At 68.1% G+C, this 24,228-nt stretch carries 23 protein-coding genes and 1 tRNA gene; 7 read left to right on the top strand and 17 right to left on the bottom strand.

Annotated features, from left to right (window positions below):
* Positions 1 to 179: 179 nt before the first annotated feature.
* The 4 genes from IG75_RS0118210 to IG75_RS0118195 all read right to left on the bottom strand — a co-directional run bounded on the left by IG75_RS0118210 (position 180) and on the right by IG75_RS0118195 (position 4,231).
* Complete coding sequence (locus tag IG75_RS0118210) at positions 180 to 608, bottom strand: HIT family protein (protein ID WP_030522876.1); 429 nt, start codon at positions 606 to 608, stop codon at positions 180 to 182.
* A gap of 253 nt (positions 609 to 861) precedes the next feature.
* Complete coding sequence (gene purB, locus IG75_RS0118205; RefSeq protein ID WP_174561229.1) at positions 862 to 2,289, bottom strand: adenylosuccinate lyase; 1,428 nt, start codon at positions 2,287 to 2,289, stop codon at positions 862 to 864.
* Positions 2,290 to 2,295: 6 nt separating this feature from the next.
* Positions 2,296 to 2,934, bottom strand: a complete 639-nt coding sequence (locus IG75_RS0118200; protein WP_030522878.1) for a TetR/AcrR family transcriptional regulator — start codon at positions 2,932 to 2,934, stop codon at positions 2,296 to 2,298.
* A 112-nt stretch (positions 2,935 to 3,046) separates the two neighbouring features.
* A complete protein-coding gene (locus IG75_RS0118195; RefSeq protein WP_156059017.1) occupies positions 3,047 to 4,231 on the bottom strand; it encodes a pyridoxal phosphate-dependent aminotransferase in 1,185 nt (394 codons plus the stop codon).
* A gap of 333 nt (positions 4,232 to 4,564) precedes the next feature.
* On the opposite strand from IG75_RS0118195, the gene IG75_RS39580 reads away from it, so the two are divergent.
* Positions 4,565 to 5,704, top strand: coding sequence for a M23 family metallopeptidase (locus IG75_RS39580; protein WP_246872166.1), 1,140 nt, complete (start codon positions 4,565 to 4,567; stop codon positions 5,702 to 5,704).
* A gap of 388 nt (positions 5,705 to 6,092) precedes the next feature.
* On the top strand, positions 6,093 to 6,623 hold the full coding sequence (locus IG75_RS0118180; RefSeq protein ID WP_156059018.1) for a transglycosylase SLT domain-containing protein: 531 nt from the start codon (positions 6,093 to 6,095) through the stop codon (positions 6,621 to 6,623).
* Between the two features lie 69 nt (positions 6,624 to 6,692).
* On the opposite strand, the gene purD is transcribed toward IG75_RS0118180, so the two are convergent.
* Positions 6,693 to 7,964 (bottom strand): phosphoribosylamine--glycine ligase, encoded by a 1,272-nt coding sequence (gene purD, locus IG75_RS0118175; RefSeq protein WP_030522882.1) that lies wholly within the window; start codon positions 7,962 to 7,964, stop codon positions 6,693 to 6,695.
* Between the two features lie 188 nt (positions 7,965 to 8,152).
* Here purD and IG75_RS0118170 point away from each other — a divergent pair, with 188 nt between their 5' ends.
* Positions 8,153 to 8,530: a PH domain-containing protein gene (locus IG75_RS0118170; protein WP_030522883.1), complete on the top strand. Its 378-nt coding sequence runs from the start codon at positions 8,153 to 8,155 to the stop codon at positions 8,528 to 8,530.
* 36 nt (positions 8,531 to 8,566) lie between these two features.
* The gene (locus IG75_RS0118165) at positions 8,567 to 8,992 is read left to right on the top strand and encodes an HIT family protein (protein ID WP_030522884.1); all 426 of its coding nucleotides are present in this window, start codon (positions 8,567 to 8,569) and stop codon (positions 8,990 to 8,992) included.
* A 1-nt stretch (position 8,993) separates the two neighbouring features.
* Here IG75_RS0118165 and IG75_RS0118160 read toward each other — a convergent pair whose 3' ends face one another.
* From IG75_RS0118160 to IG75_RS39730, 4 genes are all read right to left on the bottom strand, one after another.
* The gene (locus tag IG75_RS0118160; protein ID WP_081876993.1) at positions 8,994 to 10,517 is read right to left on the bottom strand and encodes a sensor histidine kinase; all 1,524 of its coding nucleotides are present in this window, start codon (positions 10,515 to 10,517) and stop codon (positions 8,994 to 8,996) included.
* On the bottom strand, positions 10,514 to 11,245 hold the full coding sequence (locus tag IG75_RS0118155) for a response regulator transcription factor (protein WP_168165631.1): 732 nt from the start codon (positions 11,243 to 11,245) through the stop codon (positions 10,514 to 10,516). Before IG75_RS0118155 ends, IG75_RS0118160 begins: the two co-directional genes overlap by 4 nt.
* A gap of 283 nt (positions 11,246 to 11,528) precedes the next feature.
* Positions 11,529 to 13,160 carry an alpha,alpha-trehalose-phosphate synthase (UDP-forming) gene (locus IG75_RS0118150; protein WP_245713435.1) on the bottom strand — a complete coding sequence of 544 codons (1,632 nt, stop codon included), beginning with the start codon at positions 13,158 to 13,160 and terminating at the stop codon, positions 11,529 to 11,531.
* Between the two features lie 91 nt (positions 13,161 to 13,251).
* Complete coding sequence (locus IG75_RS39730) at positions 13,252 to 13,422, bottom strand: hypothetical protein (protein WP_168165630.1); 171 nt, start codon at positions 13,420 to 13,422, stop codon at positions 13,252 to 13,254.
* Positions 13,423 to 13,566: 144 nt separating this feature from the next.
* Here IG75_RS39730 and IG75_RS0118140 point away from each other — a divergent pair, with 144 nt between their 5' ends.
* The 3 genes from IG75_RS0118140 (at position 13,567) to IG75_RS0118130 (ending at position 14,947) form a co-directional block, all read left to right on the top strand.
* A complete protein-coding gene (locus tag IG75_RS0118140) occupies positions 13,567 to 14,400 on the top strand; it encodes an alpha/beta fold hydrolase (RefSeq protein WP_030522888.1) in 834 nt (277 codons plus the stop codon).
* A gap of 147 nt (positions 14,401 to 14,547) precedes the next feature.
* A complete protein-coding gene (locus tag IG75_RS0118135) occupies positions 14,548 to 14,778 on the top strand; it encodes an MbtH family protein (protein ID WP_030522889.1) in 231 nt (76 codons plus the stop codon).
* 97 nt (positions 14,779 to 14,875) lie between these two features.
* Positions 14,876 to 14,947 (top strand) — tRNA-Thr (locus IG75_RS0118130).
* 164 nt (positions 14,948 to 15,111) lie between these two features.
* On the opposite strand, the gene IG75_RS0118125 is transcribed toward IG75_RS0118130, so the two are convergent.
* The 8 genes from IG75_RS0118125 to IG75_RS0118090 all read right to left on the bottom strand — a co-directional run bounded on the left by IG75_RS0118125 (position 15,112) and on the right by IG75_RS0118090 (position 24,219).
* Entirely contained in the window at positions 15,112 to 15,597 is a 486-nt protein-coding gene (locus IG75_RS0118125) for a hypothetical protein (protein ID WP_030522890.1), read from the bottom strand.
* 49 nt (positions 15,598 to 15,646) lie between these two features.
* Positions 15,647 to 16,624, bottom strand: a complete 978-nt coding sequence (locus IG75_RS40280; RefSeq protein WP_051714709.1) for a hypothetical protein — start codon at positions 16,622 to 16,624, stop codon at positions 15,647 to 15,649.
* Positions 16,621 to 18,087, bottom strand: a complete 1,467-nt coding sequence (locus IG75_RS0118115; protein ID WP_030522892.1) for an MCE family protein — start codon at positions 18,085 to 18,087, stop codon at positions 16,621 to 16,623. The genes IG75_RS40280 and IG75_RS0118115 overlap by 4 nt, the downstream gene beginning before the upstream one ends.
* Entirely contained in the window at positions 18,084 to 19,358 is a 1,275-nt protein-coding gene (locus tag IG75_RS0118110) for an MCE family protein (RefSeq protein WP_030522893.1), read from the bottom strand. The genes IG75_RS0118115 and IG75_RS0118110 overlap by 4 nt, the downstream gene beginning before the upstream one ends.
* The gene (locus IG75_RS0118105; protein WP_373863790.1) at positions 19,355 to 20,674 is read right to left on the bottom strand and encodes an MCE family protein; all 1,320 of its coding nucleotides are present in this window, start codon (positions 20,672 to 20,674) and stop codon (positions 19,355 to 19,357) included. The genes IG75_RS0118110 and IG75_RS0118105 overlap by 4 nt, the downstream gene beginning before the upstream one ends.
* A gap of 331 nt (positions 20,675 to 21,005) precedes the next feature.
* On the bottom strand, positions 21,006 to 22,067 hold the full coding sequence (locus tag IG75_RS0118100; RefSeq protein ID WP_030522895.1) for an MCE family protein: 1,062 nt from the start codon (positions 22,065 to 22,067) through the stop codon (positions 21,006 to 21,008).
* Entirely contained in the window at positions 22,064 to 23,089 is a 1,026-nt protein-coding gene (locus tag IG75_RS0118095) for an MCE family protein (RefSeq protein ID WP_030522896.1), read from the bottom strand. The genes IG75_RS0118100 and IG75_RS0118095 overlap by 4 nt, the downstream gene beginning before the upstream one ends.
* Positions 23,086 to 24,219: an MCE family protein gene (locus IG75_RS0118090; protein WP_051714759.1), complete on the bottom strand. Its 1,134-nt coding sequence runs from the start codon at positions 24,217 to 24,219 to the stop codon at positions 23,086 to 23,088. Before IG75_RS0118090 ends, IG75_RS0118095 begins: the two co-directional genes overlap by 4 nt.
* Positions 24,220 to 24,228: the final 9 nt, after the last annotated feature.

Raw genomic sequence — 24,228 nt, 5'->3', positions numbered from 1 at the left:
AACGCACGATCGCACCTCCCTAGCCCACCCCGGAAACTAGCTCATGCCCATGCTCACCATCTCGCTCGGCGATAGCGCACTGTCGGCATATTCACAGCAAACATGCCGACTGTAGACGACAAACGATCTTACGTGTCCATATCGGTACGATCCGCGGAATCACTCTCCGAGTGGGAAACTCACCGTCCCCGCTGCAGCGCGCCCCGGATGGAACCGGCCAGATAGTCCAGATCCGCCCGCGGCGGCGTCCGCGGCCGCCCCCGCAGACCGAATCCGTCCCCCGGGGTACGGGGAATCACGTGCAGATGGACGTGGAACACCTCCTGCCCCGCGGTCACACCGTCGGCCAGGAAGAAATTCACCCCGTCGCAGGCCACCTCACTGTCCCGCAACGCCGCCGCCAGCAGCTGCCCCACCTGGAACAATTTCCCGCCGAGCACCGGGTCCAGCTCGGCGAGATCCCGCGCCGGTTTCTTCGGCACCACCAGCAGATGCCCCGGCGTCATCGGCCGGATATCCAGGAACGCGAGCACATCGTCGTCCTCGTACACCCGGCTCGCCGGCGCCCGCCCGGCCACAATGTCGGAAAAGATCGAATAAGGATCCATGCTGTGTATATTGGCGCGCCTTCGGCGCGCGGGGTCGAGGCCCCCTCGGTCCCGCCGTTCAGTCCTCGAGACTCGCGCTTCGCGCATGCACTTCGAGGCGTGAACGACGGGACGGGCCTCGACCCTTTCAGGGCCTCGTAAGACTCGGCACCGAGAGGGTGCCGCTATTCGTGAAGGCACCCCCGCATCGCGGCATACCCACGCCCCCGACCACGGGCAGCCGCCCGCCACGTCGAGGCCCCGGCACCAGAACTCAGAGGATCGGCGACGGGGTATACCGAGCAGCTTCCGGGTAGGCCGAGGCCAGCTTGCCCACCTGCGCCACCACCTCCGCGACCTGTGCGTCGGCCGCTCCGATGAACGCCGACTTCTCCGCCAGCGCGGCATCCAGGGCGGCCCGGTCCAACGGCAACCGGTCGTCGGCGGCCAGCCGGTCCAGCAGGTCGGGTTCGCGGCCCTGCTCCCGCATCGCCAGCGCGACCGCCACCGAATGCTCCTTGATCACTTCGTGCGCGGCTTCCCGGCCGACCCCCGCCCGGACCGCGGCCATGAGGATGCGCGTGGTGGCGAGGAACGGGAGGTAGCGGTCCAGCTCGCGGGCGATCACCGCCGGGTAGGCGCCGAATTCGGCCAGCACGGTCAGGAAGGTCTCCATCATGCCGTCGATCGCGAAGAAGGCGTCCGGCAGCGCCACCCGGCGCACCACCGAGCAGAAGACATCGCCTTCGTTCCACTGCGCGCCGGCCAGTTCGGCGGCCATCGAGCCGTATCCGCGCAGCACCACCTGCAGGCCGTTGACCCGTTCACATGAGCGGGTGTTCATCTTGTGCGGCATGGCCGAGCTACCGACCTGCCCCGGCTGGAAACCCTCGGTCACCAGTTCGTGGCCGGCCATCAGCCGGATGGTGTGGGCCAGCGAGGACTGCGCGGCACCGATCTGCACCAGCGCGGACAGCACATCGTGGTCCAGGGAACGCGGGTAGACCTGCCCGACGCTGGTCAGCACGCTGGTGAAGCCCAGGTGCCGGGAGACCTGCTGTTCGAGTGCGGTCAGTTTCGCGGCGTCCCCACCGAGCAGATCCAGCATGTCCTGCGCGGTGCCCATCGGGCCCTTGATCCCGCGCAGCGGATAGCGGTCGACGAGTTCACGCAGCCGGGTGAGCCCGATGAGCAGTTCGTCGGCGGCCGAGGCGAAACGTTTGCCCAGCGTGGTGGCCTGCGCGGCGACATTGTGCGAGCGCCCGGCCATGACCAGCGTCTGATATTCGGCGGCCCGTTCGGCCAGCCGGGCGGCCACCGCGACACCGTGGGAGTGGATATGTTCCAGCGACAGCCGGATCTGCAACTGTTCCACGTTCTCGGTGAGATCGCGGCTGGTCATCCCCTTGTGCACATGCTCGTGCCCGGCGAGGGCGTTGAACTCCTCGATCCGGGCCTTCACGTCGTGGCGGGTCACCCGTTCCCGTTCGGCGATGGCGGCCAGGTCGACCTGTTCGACGACGCGCTCGTAGTCCTCGACCACCCCGGGCGGGACGTCGATACCGAGTTCGGCCTGGGCGCGCAGCACCTCCAGCCACAGCCGCCGCTCGAGCACGATCTTCTGCTCGGGAGACCACAGATGTACCAGCTGCGGGCTGGCGTAGCGGGTGGCGAGGACGTTGGGGATCAGGTCTGAGGTCACGTCCGGTCAGTCTAATGACCGGTAGCGGTCGATCGGCTGGTGCGTCGCCGGAGCGACGATATCGATGACCTCCAGCAGCGCGCCGCGGGCCGGCCGGCGGGGTTGCGGGTCGGATTCGCTGAGGGCGGCGACCACCGCGCCGTCGACCACCGCGACCAGCCTGCGCAGTTGTTCGGGCCGCACCATTCGGTCGGATCGGCGCAGCACATCGGAGAGCAGCTCGTCCAGCTGCCCGCGTAGTCGGAGCTGGACCTCGCGTAACTCGGGGTGCCGGGCCGAGGCGACGGTGCGTTCGTAGCGGGCGATCAACCGCCCGCGCGCGCCCTCGTCCACGCCGTCGGGGCCGATCAGCAGGTCGAGCACCAGATCGACGGTCGCCTCCGCACCGCGGCGGCGGTGGGTCACCTCGCCGATCCGCCGCCGCATGGCCTCGAGTTCGGCATTACCGCTGAACTCGACCGCCCGCGCGATCAGATCCTCGAGCGATTCGAAGTAATAGGTCGTGGAGGCCAGCGGCAGTTCGGCGCGGGTCGCGACCGAGCGATGCCGCACCGCGTCGAAACCGCCTTCGAGCAGTAACTCGGCAGCGGCAGCCACCAGCGCCTGGCGACGCCGTTCACCCTTCGGAGTCGTCGCGGTTATCACCGTGCCATCGTGCCAGTCGTCATCAATACATCCGTGCGAAATGAGGGAAAGGGGAAAGAACCATCGATGTTTCTACCGCATCCACGCGGTGATGTTGTCGTACTGTGGAAAATCATTGCCGTGCACGGTGCCGACCTGTGCTCTGCCGCAAGTATTCCCGGAGCCGGGTGAGCGCCGCTTCGATCTCCGCTGTCGATCCGGCGAAGGAGAGGCGGATGGTGCGATGCCCGTTGACTGTGTCGAAATCCAGGCCCGGCGCCAGCGCCACCCCCGTGTCGGCCAGTACATCCGCGCACCACGCCATGGAATCGTCGGTGAGATGGCCGATATCGGCGTAGGCGTAGAACGCGCCGTCGGCGGGCGCGAGGTCGGTGATACCGAGCCCGGCCAGCCCTTCCAAAAGGATGGCGCGGTTGATCGCATATCGGTGCACATGGGCGTCGAGTTCGGTCCGCGCTTCGTCACCGAACGCGTGCACTGCCGCGTACTGCGAGATCGCGGGCGGGCAGACGGTCATATTGGATGCCAGCCGCTGTAGCGCCGGGCGCAGTGCCGGCGGCGCCAGCATCCAGCCCAGCCGCCAGCCGGTCATCGAGAAATATTTCGACACCGAGCCGATGACCACTCCCGCGCGAGAGGTCTCCCAGGCCGAGGCGGTGCGCTCACCGCCGTAGGTGATGCCGTGATAGATCTCGTCGGAGATCAGCAGCGTGCCGTGCGTATCGCACCAGCGGGCCAGCGCCGCGAGTTCGTCCGGATCGATCATGGTGCCGGTCGGATTGGCGGGACTGGCCACGATCAGGCCCCGCGGCGGTTCCGGAAGTTCTTCGAGCATGGCGACGGTCGGCTGGAACCTGGTCTCGGCGCGACAGTCCAGTTCGACCACCCGGCAACCGAGCGCGGCCAGCGTATTGCGGTAGGCCGGGTAGCCGGGGCGCGCGACCACCACGGTGTCACCGGGATCGAACGCCGCCAGGAAGATGAGGGTGAACGCGCCGGAGGAACCGGTGGTGACCACGACGTCGTCGGCATCCACCGGATAACCGTAGGTCCGGTGATGGTGCCCGGCGATCGCCTGGCGTAGCGGCAGAATTCCGAAAGTTTCCGTGTAACCGAACAATTCGGCATCGATGGCGGTCTTCGTGGCACGTAGCACCGGAGCCGGTGCCGGTGTCGAGGGCTGCCCGGCCGCGAGACTCAGTACGTCGCCGTGCGTTCGGGCGCGTTCGGCGGCGGCTTTCCAGACATCCATCACGTAGAAAGGTGGGATGGTCGAGCGCCGAGATTCAGTGGACACCCGACCGACGGTAGAACACCGCTTCGAGCGGTTCGACAGCTATGGTCTGCTCTGATGCTCGACAAGGCCGGCCGGCGGGCCGACGGCCCGCCAACACAGGACCCCGACTCCACCGCGTCCGGTCGCGGGACCGGGGCCCTGCGCCGATGCTTACACCGCGCCATGAACCCGCTTTTCGAAGCGGCCGGCCGGGAAACGCGCCCGGGCGCGTCGCCCGAGTCTGCCGGCCGCGAGTCCGGCCCCCACTCCGGCCGGAGACCGCAGGCCCGGCACGACTCGAAGCGGGAATCCATTGAGCGCGACCCCGGCGCGGTCGACACCGAGCCGGAGACCGTGGATCCAGGACGCGGCGACGCGCCGGGAACCACGGATCCGAGTCGCGGCGGTGACAGCCCACCGGAAACCACAGATCCCGACCTCGCACTCGGCACCGGCACGGCCGCGCTCGGCACCACCGACGAGACGGCAACCGCCGCCGAGGAGCGGTCCGTCTCCCTGGACCGTGCGGCCGCGACCGGCGGCGGTCTCGTCATCGCCCCCGGCTGGCGGGAGCGTGCCGCCGCGCAGGCCCGGACGCCGGGGCCCCGGTTGGTCGCGGCCCGCCGGTGGCTGCGGCAGTCCGCGATGGATCTCTGGTCCCGCCGTCCCACCCGGGCCGAACTCGCCGACCTGGTGGCGCGCAGGCCGTCCGCCGATGAGATCGCCGCCGCGGCCCGCCGCCACCGCGTACTCATCGGTGTACTGCTGCTCGCCCTGCTCTTGGCGGCAGGCGACGGATCCGCGGGTATCGCGGTCACCGACCGGAGCCCGGTTCCGGGAATCGCCTATCGCGTGGCTCTCGCCCATCCATTGCGACTGTCCGCGGCGGTGCCGTCGGTGCGCCGCTATCTCGATGCCATCGACAACGGGGAACGCCTGCGTGAACAGGCGGTGGTGGCCGCGGCCGCCCGGGCCACGCTGGAACGTGCCAAGGCCGAAGCCGCGGCCGCGGTCGCCGGCCGGGAGCAGCCCTGGATAAACACCGCGCCCGCGCCGGGTGGCCTCGAGGGCGGGCTGATCCCGCCCGGCGCCGTGCCGCCCGGCGCCGGTGGTTACGTCCTGCCCGCGCCGGGCACCTTCACCTCCGGTTTCGGCAGCCGGTGGGGCACTTTCCATCGTGGTATCGATATCGCCGGCCCGATCGGCACCCCGATCTACGCCGTCGCGAGCGGCACCGTGATCGATGCCGGTCCCGCCGCCGGTTTCGGCCTGTGGGTGCGGATCCGGCACGACGACGGCGCGATCTCGGTCTACGGCCATATGTACGACTTCTTCGTCTCGGTCGGGGAACGGGTTCCGGCCGGTATGCAGATCGCGCGAATGGGCAACCGCGGTGATTCCACCGGACCGCATCTGCATTTCGAGATCATCTTGGACGGTCAGCACGTCGATCCGCAGCGCTGGCTCGCACTGCACGGGCTCTCATACAACTGAGCGACCGACTGGGCAAATTCGCAGAACTCGAAAAGACGATCACCGGATAACGACAGCCGGCGCGACTTACACGGATGTAAGTCCTGGTACATCGAGTTCTCTCAGGAGAATAAAACCAACAGTTATGTTTGAGTTCAACTTCCGTTAACCTATCGCAACCAATCTGTGATTTGCCAGATAACGAATCGCAAGTTCGTTTGTCGCACGGTTATCGAGTTCTTCTGAACATTCCGAGCGACCGGTCGCCCCGGCGGGTGCAGTGTGCCATCGGCGCGGACAACTGAATCTCCCATTTCCCATCACAAGTATTCGAGAAGCAGCGCAACGACTGCGCCGACGGCCATGACACCGGCGGCGGAAACCTGCGCGCTGTCGGAGAGCCGTTCCCATGCGTTTACGAAACCTGTTACCGCTCGTCGCCGTCGCCGCTGCCGTCGTGGTCCCGACCCAGGCGCACGCCGACGCATCCATCACCGGTGTGCCCGCCGTACTGCAGGCCCCCGCCCAGCAGGCTCGGCAGCAGCTCCACCAATGGCAGCAGCAGCTGCCGCAGGCGCAGCAGCATTCACTACCGGAGACCATCCAACCGGTGTCCTACTCCAACAACCTGGACGGCTGGATCCGTAACGCACTGCACGTCCTCGGCCAGCACGGCATCCCGGCCAGCTACGACGGTATCCACCGCAATGCCATGCGCGAGTCCAGCGGTAACCCCCAGGCGATCAACCTGTCGGACTCCAATGCCGCGGCGGGCACCCCCTCGAAGGGGCTCATGCAGGTCATCGATCCCACCTTCGCCGCCTACCATGTGGACGGCACCTCGTGGGATATCTACGACCCGGTCGCCAATATCGCCGCGGCCTGCAACTACGCCGCCCACCGCTACGGCTCCATCGACAACGTCTTCGGAGCCTACTGACCGGTCGGCCGGAAGGCCGGCCCCGGTGCGGGCGAGCGCACGCCGCAGCGCCGCCCGCACCACCTGGTCTCAGAGAGAGATACGGTCCTCGAGAGCGGCCAGTCCGATATCGGAGCGGTAGTGGCTCCCGGTCAGTTTGATACCGGCCAAACGGTCGTAGGCGGCCTCGCGCGCCGCCGCCAGATCGACTCCGGTGCCGACGATACTGAGCACGCGCCCACCCGCGGAGACCAGCGCACCGTCCGCACGCTGCGCCGTCCCGGCGTGCAGCACCGTCGCCGCGTCGTCGGTCGCCGCGTCCCCGGCACCGCTGATCACATCGCCGGACCGCGGCCGGGCGGGATAGTTCTCCGCGGCCAGCACGACGGTGATCGCGGCGCCGTCGCGCCAGCGCGGCGCGGACATCTCGGCCAGCGTGCCGGTCGCGGTGGCGTACAGCAGTTCGCCGAGCGGGCTGTCCAGCAGGGCGAGCACCGCCTGGGTCTCCGGATCACCGAACCGGCAGTTGAACTCGACCACCGCGGGCCCGGCCGTGCCCATCGCCAGCCCCGCGTACAGCAGGCCGCTGAAAGCGACTCCGCGCCGGACCAATTCGGCGGCCACCGGAGCCACCACCTCGTCGACGATCTGCTCGACCGTCCCGTCGGGCAGCCACGGCAGCGGCGTGTAGGCGCCCATTCCACCGGTATTGGGCCCGGTATCGCCGTCACCCACCCGCTTGTGATCCTGCGCGGGCAGCAGCGGCACCACCGTCTCCCCGTCGACCAGGCAGAACAGCGAAACCTCCGGGCCGTCCAGAAAAGATTCCAGCAGCACCGGATGCCCCTGCTCGAGTAGTTCGGCGGCATGTCCGCGGGCCACCAACCGGTCGGGTGTGACCACCACACCCTTACCCGCCGCGAGCCCATCGTCCTTGACCACCCAGGTGGGGCCGAAACGGTCCAGCGCCGCATCCAATTCGGCGGGCGAGTCCACCACCTCGCTGTGCGCGGTACGCACTCCGGCCGCGGCCATCACATCCTTGGCGAACGCCTTCGATCCCTCGATCCGGGCCGCCGCGGCCGACGGACCGAAACAGGCGATCCCGGCCGCGCGCACCGCGTCGGCCACGCCCAGGACCAGCGGCACCTCCGGGCCGATCACCGCCAGATCCGCGGCCACCTCCCGGGCCAGCGCGGCCACCGATTCCCCGGAACTCGGGTCCACCGGCCGCACCTGCGCATGCTGGGCGATACCGGCGTTACCCGGCGCGACGACGATCGCGCTCACCGCCGGATCACGGCGCAGCGCAAGGACGAGGGCGTGTTCACGGGCTCCGGAACCGATGACGAGTACTCGCACCCGGACAGCTTATAGGTGCCCCATCGATGCTCGGCGGGGCAGGCTCACCGCCGGTCCCCGCCCGGTACCAGCGACTTCACCCCGCCTGCGGCCGTCTGTGGATGATGGAGGAAACACCTTGAACGGGTGGACAACCCGCGTGCCGGGGCCCAGCGATCCCGGTGCGCGTCTACGGGAGGACGTGCGCAATGGGTCTGATGGACGGAATCATGGGGAACGCCGGACAGGTGGAGCCGGCCCGGGCCCAGCAGGAATACCAACGGCTACTCGGCAACGGTGAACAGGTCTACTCCGCCTACATCCTGGTCCGCGACGCCATGCTGTTCACCAACCGGCGGCTCATCCTCATCGACAAACAGGGACTGTCCGGCCGGAAGGTGAGCTACCACAGCATCCCTTACCGCTCGATCACCCATTTCGCGGTGGAAACAGCGGGCACCTTCGATCTCGACGCGGAGCTGGTGCTGTGGATCTCGGGCACCGACACGCCGCTACAGAAGAAGTTCAACCGCCAGGTCGACATCTACGAGGTACAGGGAATTCTGTCGCACTTCGTCGGAGCGTGAATGTGTTCTTCGGCGCGGCAACACTAGTCTCGCCCCATGGCATCTGTTTTCAGTGCGATCATCGCCGGTGACCTGCCGGGCCGGTTCGTCTGGGAAGACGACGAATTCGTCGGGTTCCTCACCATCGCGCCGGTGACGCCGGGACACACCCTCGTGGTGCCCCGCAAAGAGATCGATCAGTGGCAGGACATCGAGCCCGAGGTCTTCGCGCGCCTGAACGGGGTCGCGCAGAAGATCGGGCAGGCCGTGCGCGCGGCCTGGGACGCGCCGCGGGCGGGTCTGCTGATCGCGGGACTCGAGGTCCCGCATCTGCATGTACACGTGTTCCCGGCGTTCACCATGGGGAATTTCGATATCTCCGGTGCCGATCCGAACCCGGAGCCGGAGTCCCTCGACGACGCGCAGGCACGGATCAAGCAGGCGCTGCGTGAACTCGGCCACGGCGCGAACGTGCCCGACTGAGTCAGATCCCGTTCCCGCTGTCGTCCGCGGCAGCGGGACCGGCCGGGTCCGGCCGATTGCGCGGTAGCCGGACCGTGAAGGTGGTGCCCACCCCGTATTCGCTGTGCACCTCCACGGTGCCGCCGTGCGCGGCGACCAATGCCTGCACGATCGACAGGCCCAGCCCGGTTCCACCGCTGCCCCGGCTGCGCGAATCGTCGGCCCGGTAGAACCGCTCGAAAACCCGAGCGGCCTGGTCCGGTGGCATCCCCGGTCCGGTATCGGCCACCTCGAGCCGCACCTCGTCTTGCCCGGGCGTCAGCCGAACGGTCACCACGGCATCGGGTGGTGTGTGCACGAGCGCGTTGTTCAGCAGGTTCGCCAATACCTGCCGCAGCCGAGCCGCGTCGCCCGGTATCTCCGCGGTACCGGAACCGGGCCGTACTTCGAAACGGATCGTGTGCTCCGGGTCGTGGCGGCCCTGCGCGGTCGCGACCGCGCGCGCGCTGTGCACGGCGTCGCTGGTCAAGGTCAGCAGGTCGACCGGCGCGTGTTCCACCGGACGCTCGGCGTCGAGCCGGGCCAGCATCAGCAGATCCTCGACCAGCAGTCCCATCCGTTTCGATTCGCGTTCGATCCGGTCGAGCAGCATATCGGTATCCCCGGTGGCGCCCTGCCGGTACAGCTCGGCGAAACCCTTGATCGTGGTCAGCGGCGTCCGCAACTCGTGGCTGGCATCGGCGACGAAACGGCGCATCTTCTCCTCGGACCGCCGCGCGGCCTCCTCCGAGGCCTCGGTCGCGGCGAATCCGCGCTGGATCTGGGCCAGCATCGAGTTCAACGATTGCGCCAGCCGATCGACCTCGGTGCTGGTCCCGCGCATCGGCACCCGCCGGTGCAGATCCCCCGCCGCGATATCGGCGGCGGTCTCCTCCACCTGCACCAGCCGACGCAGACTGCGCCTGATGACGAAGTACGCCGCCACCGCCAGCACCGCGAGCACCAGGGCCCCGATCACCAGCTGCAGCACCACCAGCCGCTCGACGATCTCCTCGGTCTCGTCCAGCCGCTGCGCCACCACACTGGTGCCTCGGGCGTTCACCGTGTACCGGACCCGCCACTGCCCGGAATCGCCGTCGGCCGATCCGGTGGTGAAGGTCCCCGGACGCATGTTCTGCGGCAGTTCCGGCGCGCCGTTGCCCACATCGGACTGTAGATACAACTTGCCCGAGTCGTCCTCGACCCGCGCGTAGTACGGCACGGGCGGCCGCTCCCGCCCCGGCTCCCCCGGCAGCGGTAGCGGTGGCCGGCTACCGGGCCGCGCCCAGGTCTGCGCCTGCTCCTGCAGCTGCTGATCCACCCGATCGATCAACGCGGCACGCAGCGCCGAGGTGACCGCCACCCCGGAGGCCAGCAGCCCCGCGGCGGCCAGCGCGACCAGCGCCAGCACCAGCGTCACCCGCAGCGGGACGGCCGCGAGGCGACCGGTCGGCCCCCGCCGGGCCGGACGGGGCGCCGAGGCGCCCGGCGCGGTCTCGACTGTCACGACCGGCCGGCGGATTCGCGCATCACGTAACCGACCCCGCGCAAGGTGTGGATCAGCCGCCGCGGTCCGGTATCGACCTTCTTGCGCAGATACGACACATAGGTCTCCACCACCCCGACCTCCCCGCCGAAGTCGTAACGCCACACATGGTCCAGAATCCGTGGCTTGCTGAGCACGGTCCCCGCGTTCACCATGAAATACCGCAGCAGCGTGAACTCGGTCGGTGACAACGCCACCGGCTCCCCGGCCTTGAACACCTCGTGCGTATCGTCGTCCAGCTCGATATCGGCGAACCGGATACGCGACTGCTCCCGCGCCGGCGCGGTGGCCCCGGACCGGCGCAGGATCACCCGCAACCGCGCGACGACCTCCTCCAAACTGAACGGCTTGGTGACATAGTCGTCGGCGCCCAGCGTCAACCCGGTCACCTTGTCCTGAATATCGTCGCGGGCGGTCAGGAACAGCACCGGCGCGTCGATACCGTCGGCCCGTAACCGCCGCAGCAGCCCGAACCCGTCCATACCGGGCATCATCACATCGACGATCAACGCGTCGGGCCGGAAGCCGCGCGCCACATCCAGCGCCTGCGCCCCCTCAGCGGCGGACGCCACCTCGAACCCCTGGAACCGCAAGCTCACGGTCAGCAGTTCCACGATCATCGCCTCGTCGTCGACGACCAGCACCCGCGCCTCAGGTACTCCGCCTTGCGCCCCACTCATGCCACCCATACTGACCCACCGCGCTGGCATCCCCCTGCGCACTCGCTGTGAACAAGCTGTGTTGAATTGCGGCGCCTCCGGCGCCGCGGGGGTCGAGGCCCCCGAAGGTCCCGTCGTTCAGCGCCCGAGACTCGCGCCTGCGGCGCATGCGCTTCGGGCGCTGAACGACGGGACGGGCCTCGACCCTTTATGGGCCTCGCTGAACTCGGCACCGAAAGAGCGCTCGTGTTCGTCAAAGCGATCGGACGCCAGGTCGGCTGGGCGGTCGAGTCGGCATCCGGCCCCGGGGATGCTAGTCGCGGTAGTCCTCGTCGTCATGGTTTCCGTCGGCCATCAGGGCCTTTCCGGCGACCTGGCCCTGGGCCAGTGCGTCCAGGAACGCCCGGGCCCAGCGGTCCACGTCGTGGGCCAGGACCTGGCGGCGCAGGGAGCGCATCCGGCGGCGGCGGGTTTCGCGGTCGTCGGTGAGGGCGGCGACGATGGCGTCCTTGACGCTGTCCAGATCGTGCGGGTTGCACAGGTAGGACTGGCGGAGCTCGGCCGCGGCGCCGGTGAACTCGCTGAGCACCAGGGTCCCGTTGAGGCCGGAGTGGCAGGCCACGTACTCCTTGGCGACCAGGTTCATACCGTCGCGCAGGGGCGTCACCAGCATGACATCGGCGGCCACGAAGAAGGAGATGAGTTCTTCCCGGGCGATCGGGCGGTGCAGGTAGTGGACGACGGGGTAGCCGACCCGGGCGAACTCGCCGTTGATGCGGCCGACCTGCCGTTCGATATCGCCGCGCATCTGGATATAGCTCTCGACCCGTTCCCGGCTGGGCGTGGCCAGCTGCACCATCACGGTTTCCGTCGGGTCGACACGACCTTCGGCCAGCAGTTCCTCGAGGGCGTTGAGCCTGATGTCGATGCCTTTGGTGTAGTCGAGGCGATCGACACCGAGCAGGATGTTCTTGGGACTGCCGAGTTCGGCACGGATGCGGGCGGCACGCTCGCGCACCGAGCGGCGGCGCGAGTGTTCGTCCAGTCCGGCGGAGTCGATGGAGATAGGGAAGGCCCCGACCCGTACCGTCCGGAACCCGACCTGGACCACGCCCATCTTCGACCGGACTCCGACGGTGCCGCGCGAGGTGGGCTGACCGGCCAGGCGCCGGGCCAGGTAGAGGAAGTTCTGGGCCCCGCCGGGCAGATGGAAGCCGATCAGGTCGGCGCCGAGCAGCCCCTCCACGATCTCGGTACGCCACGGCATCTGCATGAAGAGTTCCACCGGCGGGAACGGGATGTGCAGGAAGAATCCGATGGTCAGATCCGGGCGCAGCATCCGCAGCATCTTGGGCACGAGTTGCAGCTGATAGTCCTGCACCCACACCGTGGCGCCCTCGGCGGCGACCTTCGCGGTCTCCTCGGCGAAACGCCGGTTCACCTGGACGTAGGCCGACCACCAGGTCCGGTTGTAGACGGGGCGAACGATGACGTCGTGGTACAGCGGCCACAGGGTGGCATTGGAGAAGCCCTCGTAGTAGTCGGCCACCTCCTGTGCGGACAGCGGTACCGGATGCAGTTCCAGCCCGTCCTCGACGATGGGGTCGACATCCACATCGGGGACCCCGGCCCAACCGACCCAGGCGCCCCGATTGCTGCGGAGCACCGGCTCCAGCGCGGTCACCAGACCGCCGGGGCTGCGTTTCCAGCGACTGCTGCCGTCCGGCAGCTTCTCCAGGTCGACCGGTAGCCGGTTGGCCACCACCACGAAACCGGAACCGGCCCCGCGCTCGCGCAAGGGTTCGGCATCCACCGCCTCGGGGAGCGCCTCCGCCGGATCGATCGGGCTGCCTGCCGGCCCGGAGCCGTTACGGTCTCCGGGCCGGTCCGCGGATACGGCGTTTTCATCCTCGGGGGTGGAATCGCTGGACGGCTGATCGGTCATCTGGTCCACTCACGCATCCTTTGCGCGGCGCTGAACGCCATGTAGTTGTGTGTGGGGATCCGCCGACGTCGCCGTTGGCGCCGGCGGCTGTTTACTCGGTGCGGGCTCCGGGGCCGATACCGAGCATCGACAGGAGCATCCGGCATTCGTCGGCATCGGCGGCATAGGCGGCCACGACCCGCTGCGCCTGACGAGCGGTCTCGTCGGCGAGGGGTTCCAGTTCGTCGTCGGCGATACCGTTGGCGCTGCTCTTCGTGGCCATCTCAGTCCTCCCGGCTGGTGCGCTTGTATGTGAAATGTCAATGGTATCTGTCCGGGGTCGGGGTCGCTCCCGGCGCGGGTAACGTGGCGGGGCCCCCGGGGCTATACCTTTGGCAGCAGAAACGATGAGGAAGGGGCCCGCAGCATGCCGTTGGCCACGGTGAACGGAATATCGCTCAACTATCAGGTCAAGGGAGACCGCGCCAAGGGCACCGACGTCAAAGGCGGCGGTCCGCTGGTGGTGCTCATCATGGGCACCGGTAGCCCCGGCCGGGTGTGGGAGCTGCACCAGGTGCCGGCCCTGCTCGCCGCCGGATACCGGGTGTGCACGTTCGACAACCGGGGTATCGCTCCCAGCTACGAGGCCGCCGACGGGATGACCATCCACGAGATGGTGGCCGATACGGCGGCTCTGATCGAGTTCCTCGACGAGGGTCCCGCGCTCGTGGCCGGTACCTCGATGGGGGCCCGGGTGGCGCAGGAACTCGCGCTCGCACGACCCGAACTGGTACGCAAGGCGGTGTTCCTCGCCGGCCACGGCCGGCTGGACCAGTTCCAGAAGACCCTGTCGCTGGGCGAACACGAGATGGACCAGAACGAGGTGCGGTTGCCGGCCAAGTACGAGGCCGCGCTGACCGCGGTGATGAATCTCTCGCCGGCCACCATGGCCGATACGAACAAGGCCCGCGACTGGCTGGATCTGTTCGAGTTCACCGGCGGTCCGGTGCCGCCCGGGATCCGGGCGCAGCGCCGGATGGACCACGAGTTCGACAGGCTGCACGCCTACCGCGATATCCGGGTGCCGTCCCTGGCCGTCGGGTTCGCGGACGATCGGATGATCCCGCCGTATCTGGCCCGAGAGGTCGCCGACGCCATTCCGGGCGGCCGCTACCAGGAGGTTCCCGATGCCGGTCACTACGGCTATCTGGAGCGCCCGGACGCGGTGAACAAGATCTTGCTGGAATTCTTCGCCGCGTGAGGGGAGGGCCCAAAGCTAACGCCGAGCTTGCTAGTGTCGACACATCGTTTGGGTTCGCGACGCGGCATCCGGAGATCAGACCCGGGCCGCCGGGGCGGGCCCACACAGATCCGAACCCACAACCCACGAGCATCCCAGTGAGGTGAAATGAGCACCAACCCGTTCGACGACGAGGACGGCCGCTTCTTCGTTCTGGTCAACGACGAAGAACAGCACTCCCTGTGGCCCGCCTTCGCCGAAGTCCCGGCCGGCTGGCGGGTGGTCTTCGGTGAGGACAGCCGTGCCGCCTGTGTGGAGTACGTGGAGCAGAACTGGACCGATATGCGGCCCAAGAGCCTGCGTGACGCCATGGCGGCGGACGAGGCGGCCCGCAAGTAGGCCGCACGCGGAGCCGGTAGAACCGTACAACCGCTGTGCGACATCGCAATCAGGTGTCGCGCAGCGGCCGCGTACGGTTATGATGGCTCCGCTTCTCGCCTCCTTAGCTCAGTGGTAGAGCACTCGCCTTGTAAGCGAAAGGTCGTCAGTTCAATCCTGACAGGGGGCTCCGGACGAAACCGCCGGTCGCACCGCTCTCGCGGTCGACCGGCGGTTTTCTGTTACCGGGCGGACCCGCGGTGAACCGGCGAGGGCCCTCACCGCGATGGTGAGGGCCCTCATGAGTTCGTGATCGCGAGCCGCCGGTCGGTGTCCGGCCGGCGCGGACGCCGGTCAGATCGGGGTGACCGAGGCGACCAGCCAGCGATCGTCGGATTTGTCGAGCGCGACCCGCACCCGGCTGCCGGTGGTGGTGCCCTGCGGGCTTTCTTTGCTGGTGGTGACCTGGTTGAGGAACAGCAGCACCACGGCGTGCGCACGGTCGGCGGAGACCACTCCCCCGGCCTGTGTGGTGGCCTTGACGGTCAGTTCCTTCTCCTTGGCCCCGGGCACGATGGCCTTGTCGATCAGCTCGAGATAGTCGGCCTTGAAATCCGGGGCCAGATCCTCGGCGGTCTTGGGCAGCTCCGAGTCCACCGTCTGGAATTCGTAGCTGAACATGGCCGATACCGTGCGGGTCGCCGCGGCCACGGCATCGGTGCGGGACTGCTCCGACTGCCGGTAGTCCCAGTACCGGTAGCCGCCGATACCGGCCACCACCGCCGCCGCGACCACCACCACCGCGGTCACGCCGAGCAGGATCTTGTTACGCACGCTCATTCTCGGTTCCTCTCGGCATGCAGGGTCGGCCCGGTCATGCTGGCCCGTCTCATGCCACGAACTTGACGTCCGAGGCGGTCAGCGTGCCGTCGTCGGCCCGCTGCACGGTCACCCGGAATCGATAGAACCGCTGCTGCTGTTCCTGCGACCCCGCGTTGGTGAGCGTCTGCTTCGCCGCCACCAGGATCACCGCCGACTTCTCGTCGTCGCGTTCGACCGCGGCCTCCACCACCTCACCGGTGGAGACGACCTTGGCCTGTTTCACGATTTCGGTGAACGGGTCCACCCGGCCGTCGAATTCGGTCTTGAATTCACCGGAGGCCATGGTGAGGATGCGGTCGATATCCTCTTTGGCGGTATCGGCGCGAATAGTGGTCAGGTTGAGCACCGTCTGCCGCGCGGTGGCCACGTATTCGGAGCGGCGTTCGTCGCGCTGCTGGGTGGACTGCACGGCGACCACCGAGACGACGGCGGCGGCGACCAGCCCGATCACCAGCACAGCCGCCGCGGCGAGGGCCACGACCCGCTTCCACGACCGGCCGGACGCCGGAGCCTCCGTGGTCGCGGCCTCGGCTGCCGCGGCATCGTCACCGGTCTGCTCTGTCGAATCGGTGGCCGCCCCGGCTTTCGTCAGCCGTACGGTTTCCGCCGAACTCTCCGCTGCCTCGGCGGGCTCCGGCGCCCCTTCGGCGGCTGCACCCGGGGTGACCTTTTCGGTGACGGGCTCGGCTGTGGTTTTCTCGCCGCCTCCGACCGTCGCCTGCTCGGCCGCGGCCGCCGCGATCGCGGGCTCCGTTTTCGTAGTCTTCGCGGAAGCTGCTCCGGTTTCGGGGGCGGGGCTTCCGGTCTGCTCGGCGGAACCCGCTGCTTTCTTGGTGGCTACCGTCTCCGCGGCCGCTTCCTCCGCCGCTCCGGGATCGGCAGCTCCGGTCGCGAGCTTCTCGGTCGCCGCGTCCTCGGCGGGGGGCGGGCCCGCGGTGCGGCTGGCCCGCCGGCGGGTACGGCGCGGGTCCTTGGTTTCGCTCATCGTTGCTGCTCCTCGAACATTGCCTGCCAATCCGCGGGTACGGCGCCCGAACCGCCGGGGGCGATATCGCCCTGACGGTAGCTGCGTCCATCGCTGTTGGTGTAGACCCCGGTGGCCGGATCGTAGGAGAGTGCGGCGGCGGGGGTGCTTGCGCCCGAGAAACTAGCAGGTGCCGGGGGTACTCCCGCAACCCCCGGCGCCGTGTCGGGGGCGGCCGCGGGCGCCACCGGCGCCGGCGGTTCGGTCGGGGCGACCGGCTGCGGCGGCCCGAAGGGTGGATTGGTACCGAGCGGAACGTAGCCGGTGCGGCACAATTCGGGACTCGGTGCCCGGCGGCCGGGATATTCCATACACGGCGTGTTCCGGATACCGCGGACCGCGGTCTTGTCGTCCTGCGGCACCTTGCAGTACAGGCCCTCGGGCGTGTCGATGGTATCGAGTTCGCTCGGATCGCGGCGCTGGTCGGGCGGCAGGAAGCCGGTGGTGCACGGCGGCGGATCGTTGAGCACGGTCATGAAGTCGACCAGCGCGCCGTATTCCATCGGCCCGCGGACAGCGGTGAGCAGGGCCGCGATCAGCGGCGGATACACCACCAGGATCTGTTCCAGGCCGGAGTGGTAGGTGACGCCCACCTGGCCGACACTCACCAGATTGTTCAGCAGCAGCGGGAGCGTCGGCCGCAGATCCTCGAACTGCCGGGTCACCCGCTGGAGCGCCGCCGGGCCGCTCGTGAGGATATTGCGCAGCGCCGGATCATGGGCGCGCAGGGTGTCGGTGACCGTCGCCAGATCCCGGGTCCAGGAGCGGATCGCGGCATCGGAGTTCACCTGGGTGTCCAGCAGCGGCCCGATCTGCTCGATCAGCTGTTTGGTCGGGCCCACATTGTCGTTGGCCTCCTGTACCAGCAGCGACGCGGAGTCGATGAAGCGCTGCAGATCCGGCCCGGCGCCGTTGAACGCCCGGAACGCCTCGTCGATGACCTGCCGCAGCCGGGTGTCGGCGACGCTGGCCAGCAGGCGGTCGGCCTGGTCCAGCAGCGCCCCCACATCCTGCGGGAGTTCGGTGCGGTCCACCGGGATCACGCTGCCGTCGTAGAGGTTGGCGCTGCCGGGGTCCGGCGGCGGAACCAGGTCGACGTACTGTTCGCCGATCGCCGAAACACTGCGGACCAGCGCCGAGGAGTCGGCGGGGATCTTGTAGTCGCTGTCGACCGACAGCTTCGCCTCGACTCCTGCACTGGTGAGCCGGACCTCGCGGACCACCCCGACATTGGTGCCGCGGAAGGCGACATTGGCGTTCTGGTAGAGCCCCCCGGTGGCCGCCAGCTCCACCGTGACCTCGTAGCGGCCGATCCCGAGCAGCGCGGGCACGCCCACATAGGTGCCGCCCATGACGGCCAGCCCGACCACGGTGAGGATCGCGAAGATCGTCAGCTGGATGCGAACGAAACGGGTGAGTGTCACGGGCCCTCGCCCCCTTGCGGCTGCGGCCCGGGCATCGGCACCGTGAGCCCGGGGATGGCGGGCAGGCCGGGAATCGGCGGCAGCCCTGGAATTGTCGGTTGCGGCTGTTCCCCACCGGCCGGCGCGGGTGGCGGCGGCGCCAGCGGGGTGGTCAGCGGGTTGCCCTGCTGTCCGGCGGGTCCGGCGACCTGACCGAGCGCGACCTCGACCCCGCCGAACATACCGCCGAGGCCGGTGCCGGTGAGGAAGTTGGAATCCAGTCGCGCGCCGGTGAGGTCGACGGTCATGAACAGGTTCAGATAGTCGCCCTTGATCGCCTTGTCCAGGTTCTTCAGCGGGAACGGGAAGGAGGCGATGATCTTCAGCGATTCGGTGAGATCGGCGCCGGTGTCGGCGAGGGTCTGCAGTACCGGGGCCAGGTTGGCCAGGTTCGCTTTCAGGTTGTCGCCGCTCGCGGCGATCAGGCGGTTCACCACATCACTGAGTTCACCGAGTTTGGTGATGGTGGTGGTGATGTTCTGCCGCCGGTCGGCGAGCACGGTGAGCGCCGGATGGATCTCTTCGATGGCCGCCGCCACCACATCGGTCTGCTGCACGAATTGCCCGCTGACCCGGTCCAGGCCCTCCATCGCGGCGATGATGTCGCCCCGCTGCGCGTCGAGATTGCGGATCAGATCGTTCATCTGCGGGATGAGGTCGCGTACCTCGTCCTCGTTACCGACGAGTGCTTTGTTGAGTTCGGTGGTGATGTTCTCCAGTTGCGAGATACCGCCGCCGTTGAGCACCACCGACAGCGAGGACAGCACCTGTTCGGTGGTCGGATAGACACCGGCACGGTCCAACGGGATCACATCGCCGTCGGCCAGGCGGCCCTCCGGCGGCACCCCGGTCGGCGGCGCCAGCTCCACATGGTTGCTGCCGAGCAGGCTGGTCTGCCCGATCTTGGCGGTGGAGTTGGCCGGCAGCACCACGCCGGGGTTCAGCGATACCGTGACCAGTGCGTGCCAGTCCTCGACCTCGATATCGGTCACCGTGCCGACTGCGACATCGTCGACGCGCACCGGTGAATTCCGGGTCAGCGTCGTCACGTTCGGCATCTGGATGCGAACTTCGTAGGCACCTTCGCCGGTGCCCTCGGTGCCGGGCATCGGCAGCGAGTTGAGTCCGTCGTACTGACAGCCCGTGGCCGACAGCGCCAGCGTCACCCCCGCGGCCACCGCGGCGATCCGGTACCGGGCGCCCGGCGCCCGCAACTCGAGCCGGCGCATCATCGTCCTCCTCCGGGCAGACCGGGAATCCCGGGCAATTGCACACCGGGGATGGCCAGCCCCGCGACCCCGGCCGGCACGGTGATCGGCGCCGGTTCGGGCGCGGCCGGCGGACCCACCTTCTGCGGATCGACCTTCCCGGCGAGATCCGGTGTCGTGTACTGCAGCTGGTTCGGGAACGCCGTGACACCGGTCGCGGGGTTGGTCATGATGGGCAAATAGTTCATGGCCAGCGAACTGAGCACCGGGGCGAGGTACTGTGCGCACAGGTCGGCGCTGGTCTCGGATTCGTTCTGTTCGAGCGCGCGTACCGAGCCGCACAGGAAGCTCAGCGGATCGGCGAAGTTGTTCAGCGAGATGGCTCCGGTCAGCGTGCCCTGGGCGGGTTTGTAGATCTGGTAGAAGTTCACCAGCGCGGTCGGGCCCGAATGCAGTGCCTGTTCCAGTTGCGGCCGTTTGTCGACCAGGATCTGGGTGACATCGGCCAGCCGCTGCACGCCCTCGGTGAGTTCGGTACCGCTGCCGTCCAGGAACCGGTGCACATCGCCGAGCGCCAGATCCAGGTTGTCCAGACCGGCGCCGAGATCCTGGGAGACCCCGGCCAGCACCGAGGACACCGAGGCGAGCCGGCCCCCGAACTCCACGATCTGATCGTTGCTCTTGGACAGCACATCCACGAACTTCTGCAGGTTCCGGATGGTGCCGAACAGATCGGTGCGGCCGTCGGACAGGGTGGTCAGGGTGGCCGAGAGTTCGTGCAGGGTGGCGCGGAACCGGTCGCCGTTACCGTCCAGGTTGTCGGCCGCGGTGTCCACGAACCGGCCGAAGGAACCCTGCGGGTCGTCCCCGACCGGCCCGAGAGCGGTGGACAGTTTGTTCAGCTCGGTCTTGATGTCGTCCCATTCGACCGGGACCGCGGTGCGGTCGATCGGGATCACGGCGCCGTCACCGAGAGTGTCGCCGCCGGTGTAGGCGGGCGCGATCTGGATGAACCGGGCCGAGACCAGCGACGGCGCGATGATCACCGCTCGCGCGTCGGCGGGCAGGTCGACGCTGCCGTCCACCGACATCGTGACCTTCACCTGATCCTTGCCCGGTTCGATGCTGTCGATCCGGCCGATCGGCACGCCCAGCACCCGCACCTCGTCACCCGCGTAGAGACCGCTGGTGGAGGTGAAGTAGGCGGTGACCTCGTTCTTGGTGATCCGCTGGTAGGCCGTGTACCCGCCGAAGGCGACCAGCGCGACCACCACGACACCGGCAACGATCGCCACCCACTTACGTGGAATGGCCCGAACCTTGTCCGTCAGAGTCGACAAAGAATCCTCCTCGGAGCAGGTTCATGCGGCCCGCAAAGCCCGAAACGAGACGAAGCCATCGCAGCGTCACTCCTTATCGGCGCGAATTCATGCGGTCGGCGGAGGTCGTGGCGAAGGCGGAGGTATCGCATCAGCGAGCCTCCCCGAAGCGCAGACATGCGATCCGCGGAGGCCGCAGCGAAGGCGGAGGTATCGCACCTCATCGGGTCCTCCTCGGAGAACCCGCGTGACCGCGGAGACCGAAACCGAGATGAAGACATCGCAGCATCGCTCCTTCTCGGAGCGAATTCATGCGGTCCGCGGAGCCCGGAGCGAAGGCGAAGGGATCGCATCATCGGGGCGGCTCCTGTACGGACGGGCCGATCTTGGGACCGGGTTCGAGCAGATAGGCGCGCAGCGATTCGGGCAGGTGCTGCGGCCACACCAGCGCGTCCACCAGCGGGTGCAGTGTTTCACTGCTGGCGTTGACGACGTAGGCGTTGAAGTACGGGCCGCTGCCGACCTGTTCACCGAGCGCCGCGGCGAACGGGCCCAGGCCGTCGAGCGCGCCGTTGATGTTGTCCCGGTTGCGTTCCAGCAGGTCCAGTACCGAGTTGAGTTTGTCCAGCGCCGGCTGCAGCTGGGCCTCGTTGTCGTGCACCAGCCCGGACAGCTGCTGGGCGAGCGCGTTGACGTACACGATCATCTGACTGATCGCGGTTCGCCGCCGGTCCAGTTCGCCGAGCAGCTGATTACCGTCCACCAGCAGGGCGTTGATGGAATCGGCCCGGTCGGCCAGGATTTTGGTGACGTCCTGGGCGCGGGTCAGCAGATCCGACAGCGCCTGGTCACGGGCGTTGATACTGCGGGATAGCGCGGTGACCCCGTCCAGTGCGGACCGCAGCGGCGCCGGCGTATCGGCGAAGGCGGCCGACAGCGTGTCCAGGGTCTGGTTCACCTTCTGCAGGTCCAGGTCGCCCACCGTGCCGGCCAGATCGCTGAGTGCTTCGTTCAGCGAGTACGGCGAGGTGGTGCGGCCGAGCGGAATGGTGTCGGTGACCTTCAGGGCCCCGTCGCCGGCCGGGGCGACGGCCAGCGATTTACGGCCCAGCACCGTATTGGTCTTGATGGCGGCCGAGGTCTTGTCACCGAGCACGATCGATTCGTCGAGGCTGAACCGCACCAGCACCTGCGCGCCGTCCAGGCTCACATCCTCGACCTTGCCCGAACGCACCCCCGCGACCTCGACGTCGTCACCGGTCACCAGGCCGCCGGCGTCGGCGAAGTAGGCGGTGAAGGTGGCACCACCGCGGATGAAGGGCAGGCGTTCGAATTGCAGGGCCGACAGCGCGACCGCCGCGGCCAGCACCAGGCCGACGATGCCGATGGTCACCGCGCGCGATTGCTCTTTCATTCGCTGGCACACCTTCCGGTCGTCTGCTCACCGGGTAGTTCGAGCAGCAGCGGTTTCCCGTCCGGACCGTCGATCAGGAAGTTCGTCCGGCATACGTACAGCTGCAGGAACGAACCGTAGGAACCGATGCGGATCAGCTTGCGGTAGGTGGCCGGCAGTTTGTCCAGCACCCACTGCACGGTGTCCGAACCGTTGTCGAGATTCGTGGCCAGCCGCCCGGTCTGCGCGATGGTCGCCGCCAGATCGGGGCGGGCCTGCGCCAGCAGATCGGTGGTGGCGGCGGTGGCATCGGCGATCCGGGGTAGCGCGGCACCGATCGGGTCGCGGTCCGCGGCCAGCCCGCTCACCAGACGGCGCAGTTCGTCGATGGTGGTGGCGAACTGGTCGCCGCGGTCGTCGATGGTTTTCAGCACCGAGTTCAGATTGTCGATGACGCTGCCGATGAGCGCGTCCCGGTCGGCGAGGGTTCTGGTGAAGGACCCGCCGCTGTTGAGCAGCTCGACCAGGGTGCCGCCCTGCCCCTGGAAGATCTGCAGCAGCGCATTGGTCAGATCGTTGACCTGCGCCGGGTTCAGCCCGCGCAGCAGTGGTTTGAACCCGCCCAGCAGCATGTCCAGGTCGAGTGCGGGTGCGGTCTTATCCAGTCCGATGGTGCCGCCCTTGTGCAGGGTGGTGGCCTCACCGGGGCCCTCCATCAGTTCCAGATAGCGGTCGCCGACGAGGTTCTCGTACCGGATGGTCGCGCGGGTACTGTTCAGCAGCTTGTATTTGGTGTCGACATCGAACTTCACGTGCGCGTGGTATTCGTCGTCGACCTTCACCGACGACACCGACCCGACCGGCACCCCGGCGATCCGGACCTTGTCGCCGGGAAGCATGCCCGAGGCGCTGGTGAAGACCGCGTGGTAGCCGGTTTCCCGGGAGAAACGCATCTGGGAGAAGACCACCGCGAGTCCGGCGAAGATGAGGGTCATCACCAGTGTGAAGACGGCGAGTTTGACGGTGGTACCGGTGTTCCTCATGGCTGTCCCACCCCCGGGAGTCCGGCGAACAATACCTGGAAAACCTTGGGCGCGTTGAGTTGTAGTTTCGTCACGGGCGTGTAGGGATGGCCTTCCGATGTGTCGGTGACGACGTAGTTGGAATGGCTGTCCGGCACCCGGTCCAGCAGACCCGCGCACTGCGGCCCGCCGGTGGCGTTCACCTTCGGCAGATCGTTCGGATAGGTGTAGGGCGGAGACCCGTACATGAATCCCGTGTTCAGGGCGACACCTTCCTGTCCGCCGCCGAAGACCGCCTCACCGAGCGGCAGCGCCTTGGCGCTACCGCCGATCAGGCAGAACAACGCTTCCTTGTACCCGTTCAGCAGCTCACCGGTCGGGCGCAGCAGGTCCAGGGCGGTATTGATCTGTCCCTCGTTGTCGCGCAGCACGGCACCCGTCGTGTCGGCGAGACCGGTGATGTTCGCCAGCAGTGAGTCGACATCGGATTCGGATTCGGTGAGGGTGCGGCTGCTGACCGTCGCGCCGTCCACGGTGCGCAGCAGATCACCGGAGACATCGGCGTACAGGTTGCTCACCGCGGCCGTGGTGTTCAGGTCGCGCTGCAGGGTGGGCAGCATCGGGTTGATCTCGCGCAGGTAGGCGTCGCTGTCGGCGAGCAGCTGCCCGAGGCTGACGCCGCGGCCCTGCAATGCCGTGCCCAGGGCGGTCAGCGTGGCGCTCAGTTTCTCCGGCTGCACATCGGCGAGGACATCGCTGAGATGCTGGAACAGTGTGTTGAACTCGACGGTCACCTGATCGGCCGCCAGGAGGGCGCCCGGTTGCAGGGATTTCGCGGCGGGCTGCTGCGGGATCACGAAGTTGATGTACTTGGCGCCGAAGACCGTGGTCGAACGAATATCGACGGTCGAGTTGGCCGGGACCAGGTGCAGCAGGTCCGGGTTCAGGGCCAGTCGCAGGTTCGTACCGCCGGGCGTGCGGTCGATTCCGGCGACCCGCCCGATCTGCACCCCGCGCACCTTCACCTTGGCGTCCGGATCGAGCACCAGGCCGCTGCGCGGCGCGGACACGGTCACCTCGACGCTCGGGGTGAAGCCGCCGAAGAACATGGTCAGGGAGACGGTCACGGCCGCCACCGCCGCCAGCACCATGCCCGCCCC

The sequence above is a fragment of the Nocardia rhamnosiphila NBRC 108938 genome (assembly GCF_000720425.1).
In the GTDB taxonomy this organism is placed as follows: Bacteria; Actinomycetota; Actinomycetes; order Mycobacteriales; family Mycobacteriaceae; genus Nocardia; species Nocardia rhamnosiphila.
Note: the sequence above shows the minus strand (reverse complement) of the source record. Positions and strands in the feature narration are given on the sequence as shown.

Coding starts and splice junctions, on each gene's coding strand:
- IG75_RS0118090 (WP_051714759.1), bottom strand. CDS start 24,219: ATGGTGCTGGCGGCGGTGGCGGCCGTGACCGTCTCCCTGACCATGTTC.
- IG75_RS39730 (WP_168165630.1), bottom strand. CDS start 13,422: ATGGCCACGAAGAGCAGCGCCAACGGTATCGCCGACGACGAACTGGAA.
- IG75_RS0118210 (WP_030522876.1), bottom strand. CDS start 608: ATGGATCCTTATTCGATCTTTTCCGACATTGTGGCCGGGCGGGCGCCG.
- IG75_RS0118125 (WP_030522890.1), bottom strand. CDS start 15,597: ATGAGCGTGCGTAACAAGATCCTGCTCGGCGTGACCGCGGTGGTGGTG.
- IG75_RS0118140 (WP_030522888.1), top strand. CDS start 13,567: ATGCCGTTGGCCACGGTGAACGGAATATCGCTCAACTATCAGGTCAAG.
- IG75_RS0118135 (WP_030522889.1), top strand. CDS start 14,548: ATGAGCACCAACCCGTTCGACGACGAGGACGGCCGCTTCTTCGTTCTG.
- IG75_RS0118150 (WP_245713435.1), bottom strand. CDS start 13,160: ATGACCGATCAGCCGTCCAGCGATTCCACCCCCGAGGATGAAAACGCC.
- IG75_RS0118100 (WP_030522895.1), bottom strand. CDS start 22,067: ATGAAAGAGCAATCGCGCGCGGTGACCATCGGCATCGTCGGCCTGGTG.
- IG75_RS0118095 (WP_030522896.1), bottom strand. CDS start 23,089: ATGAGGAACACCGGTACCACCGTCAAACTCGCCGTCTTCACACTGGTG.
- IG75_RS0118170 (WP_030522883.1), top strand. CDS start 8,153: ATGGGTCTGATGGACGGAATCATGGGGAACGCCGGACAGGTGGAGCCG.
- IG75_RS0118165 (WP_030522884.1), top strand. CDS start 8,567: ATGGCATCTGTTTTCAGTGCGATCATCGCCGGTGACCTGCCGGGCCGG.
- IG75_RS40280 (WP_051714709.1), bottom strand. CDS start 16,624: ATGAGCGAAACCAAGGACCCGCGCCGTACCCGCCGGCGGGCCAGCCGC.
- IG75_RS0118180 (WP_156059018.1), top strand. CDS start 6,093: ATGCGTTTACGAAACCTGTTACCGCTCGTCGCCGTCGCCGCTGCCGTC.
- IG75_RS0118110 (WP_030522893.1), bottom strand. CDS start 19,358: ATGATGCGCCGGCTCGAGTTGCGGGCGCCGGGCGCCCGGTACCGGATC.
- IG75_RS0118155 (WP_168165631.1), bottom strand. CDS start 11,245: ATGGGTGGCATGAGTGGGGCGCAAGGCGGAGTACCTGAGGCGCGGGTG.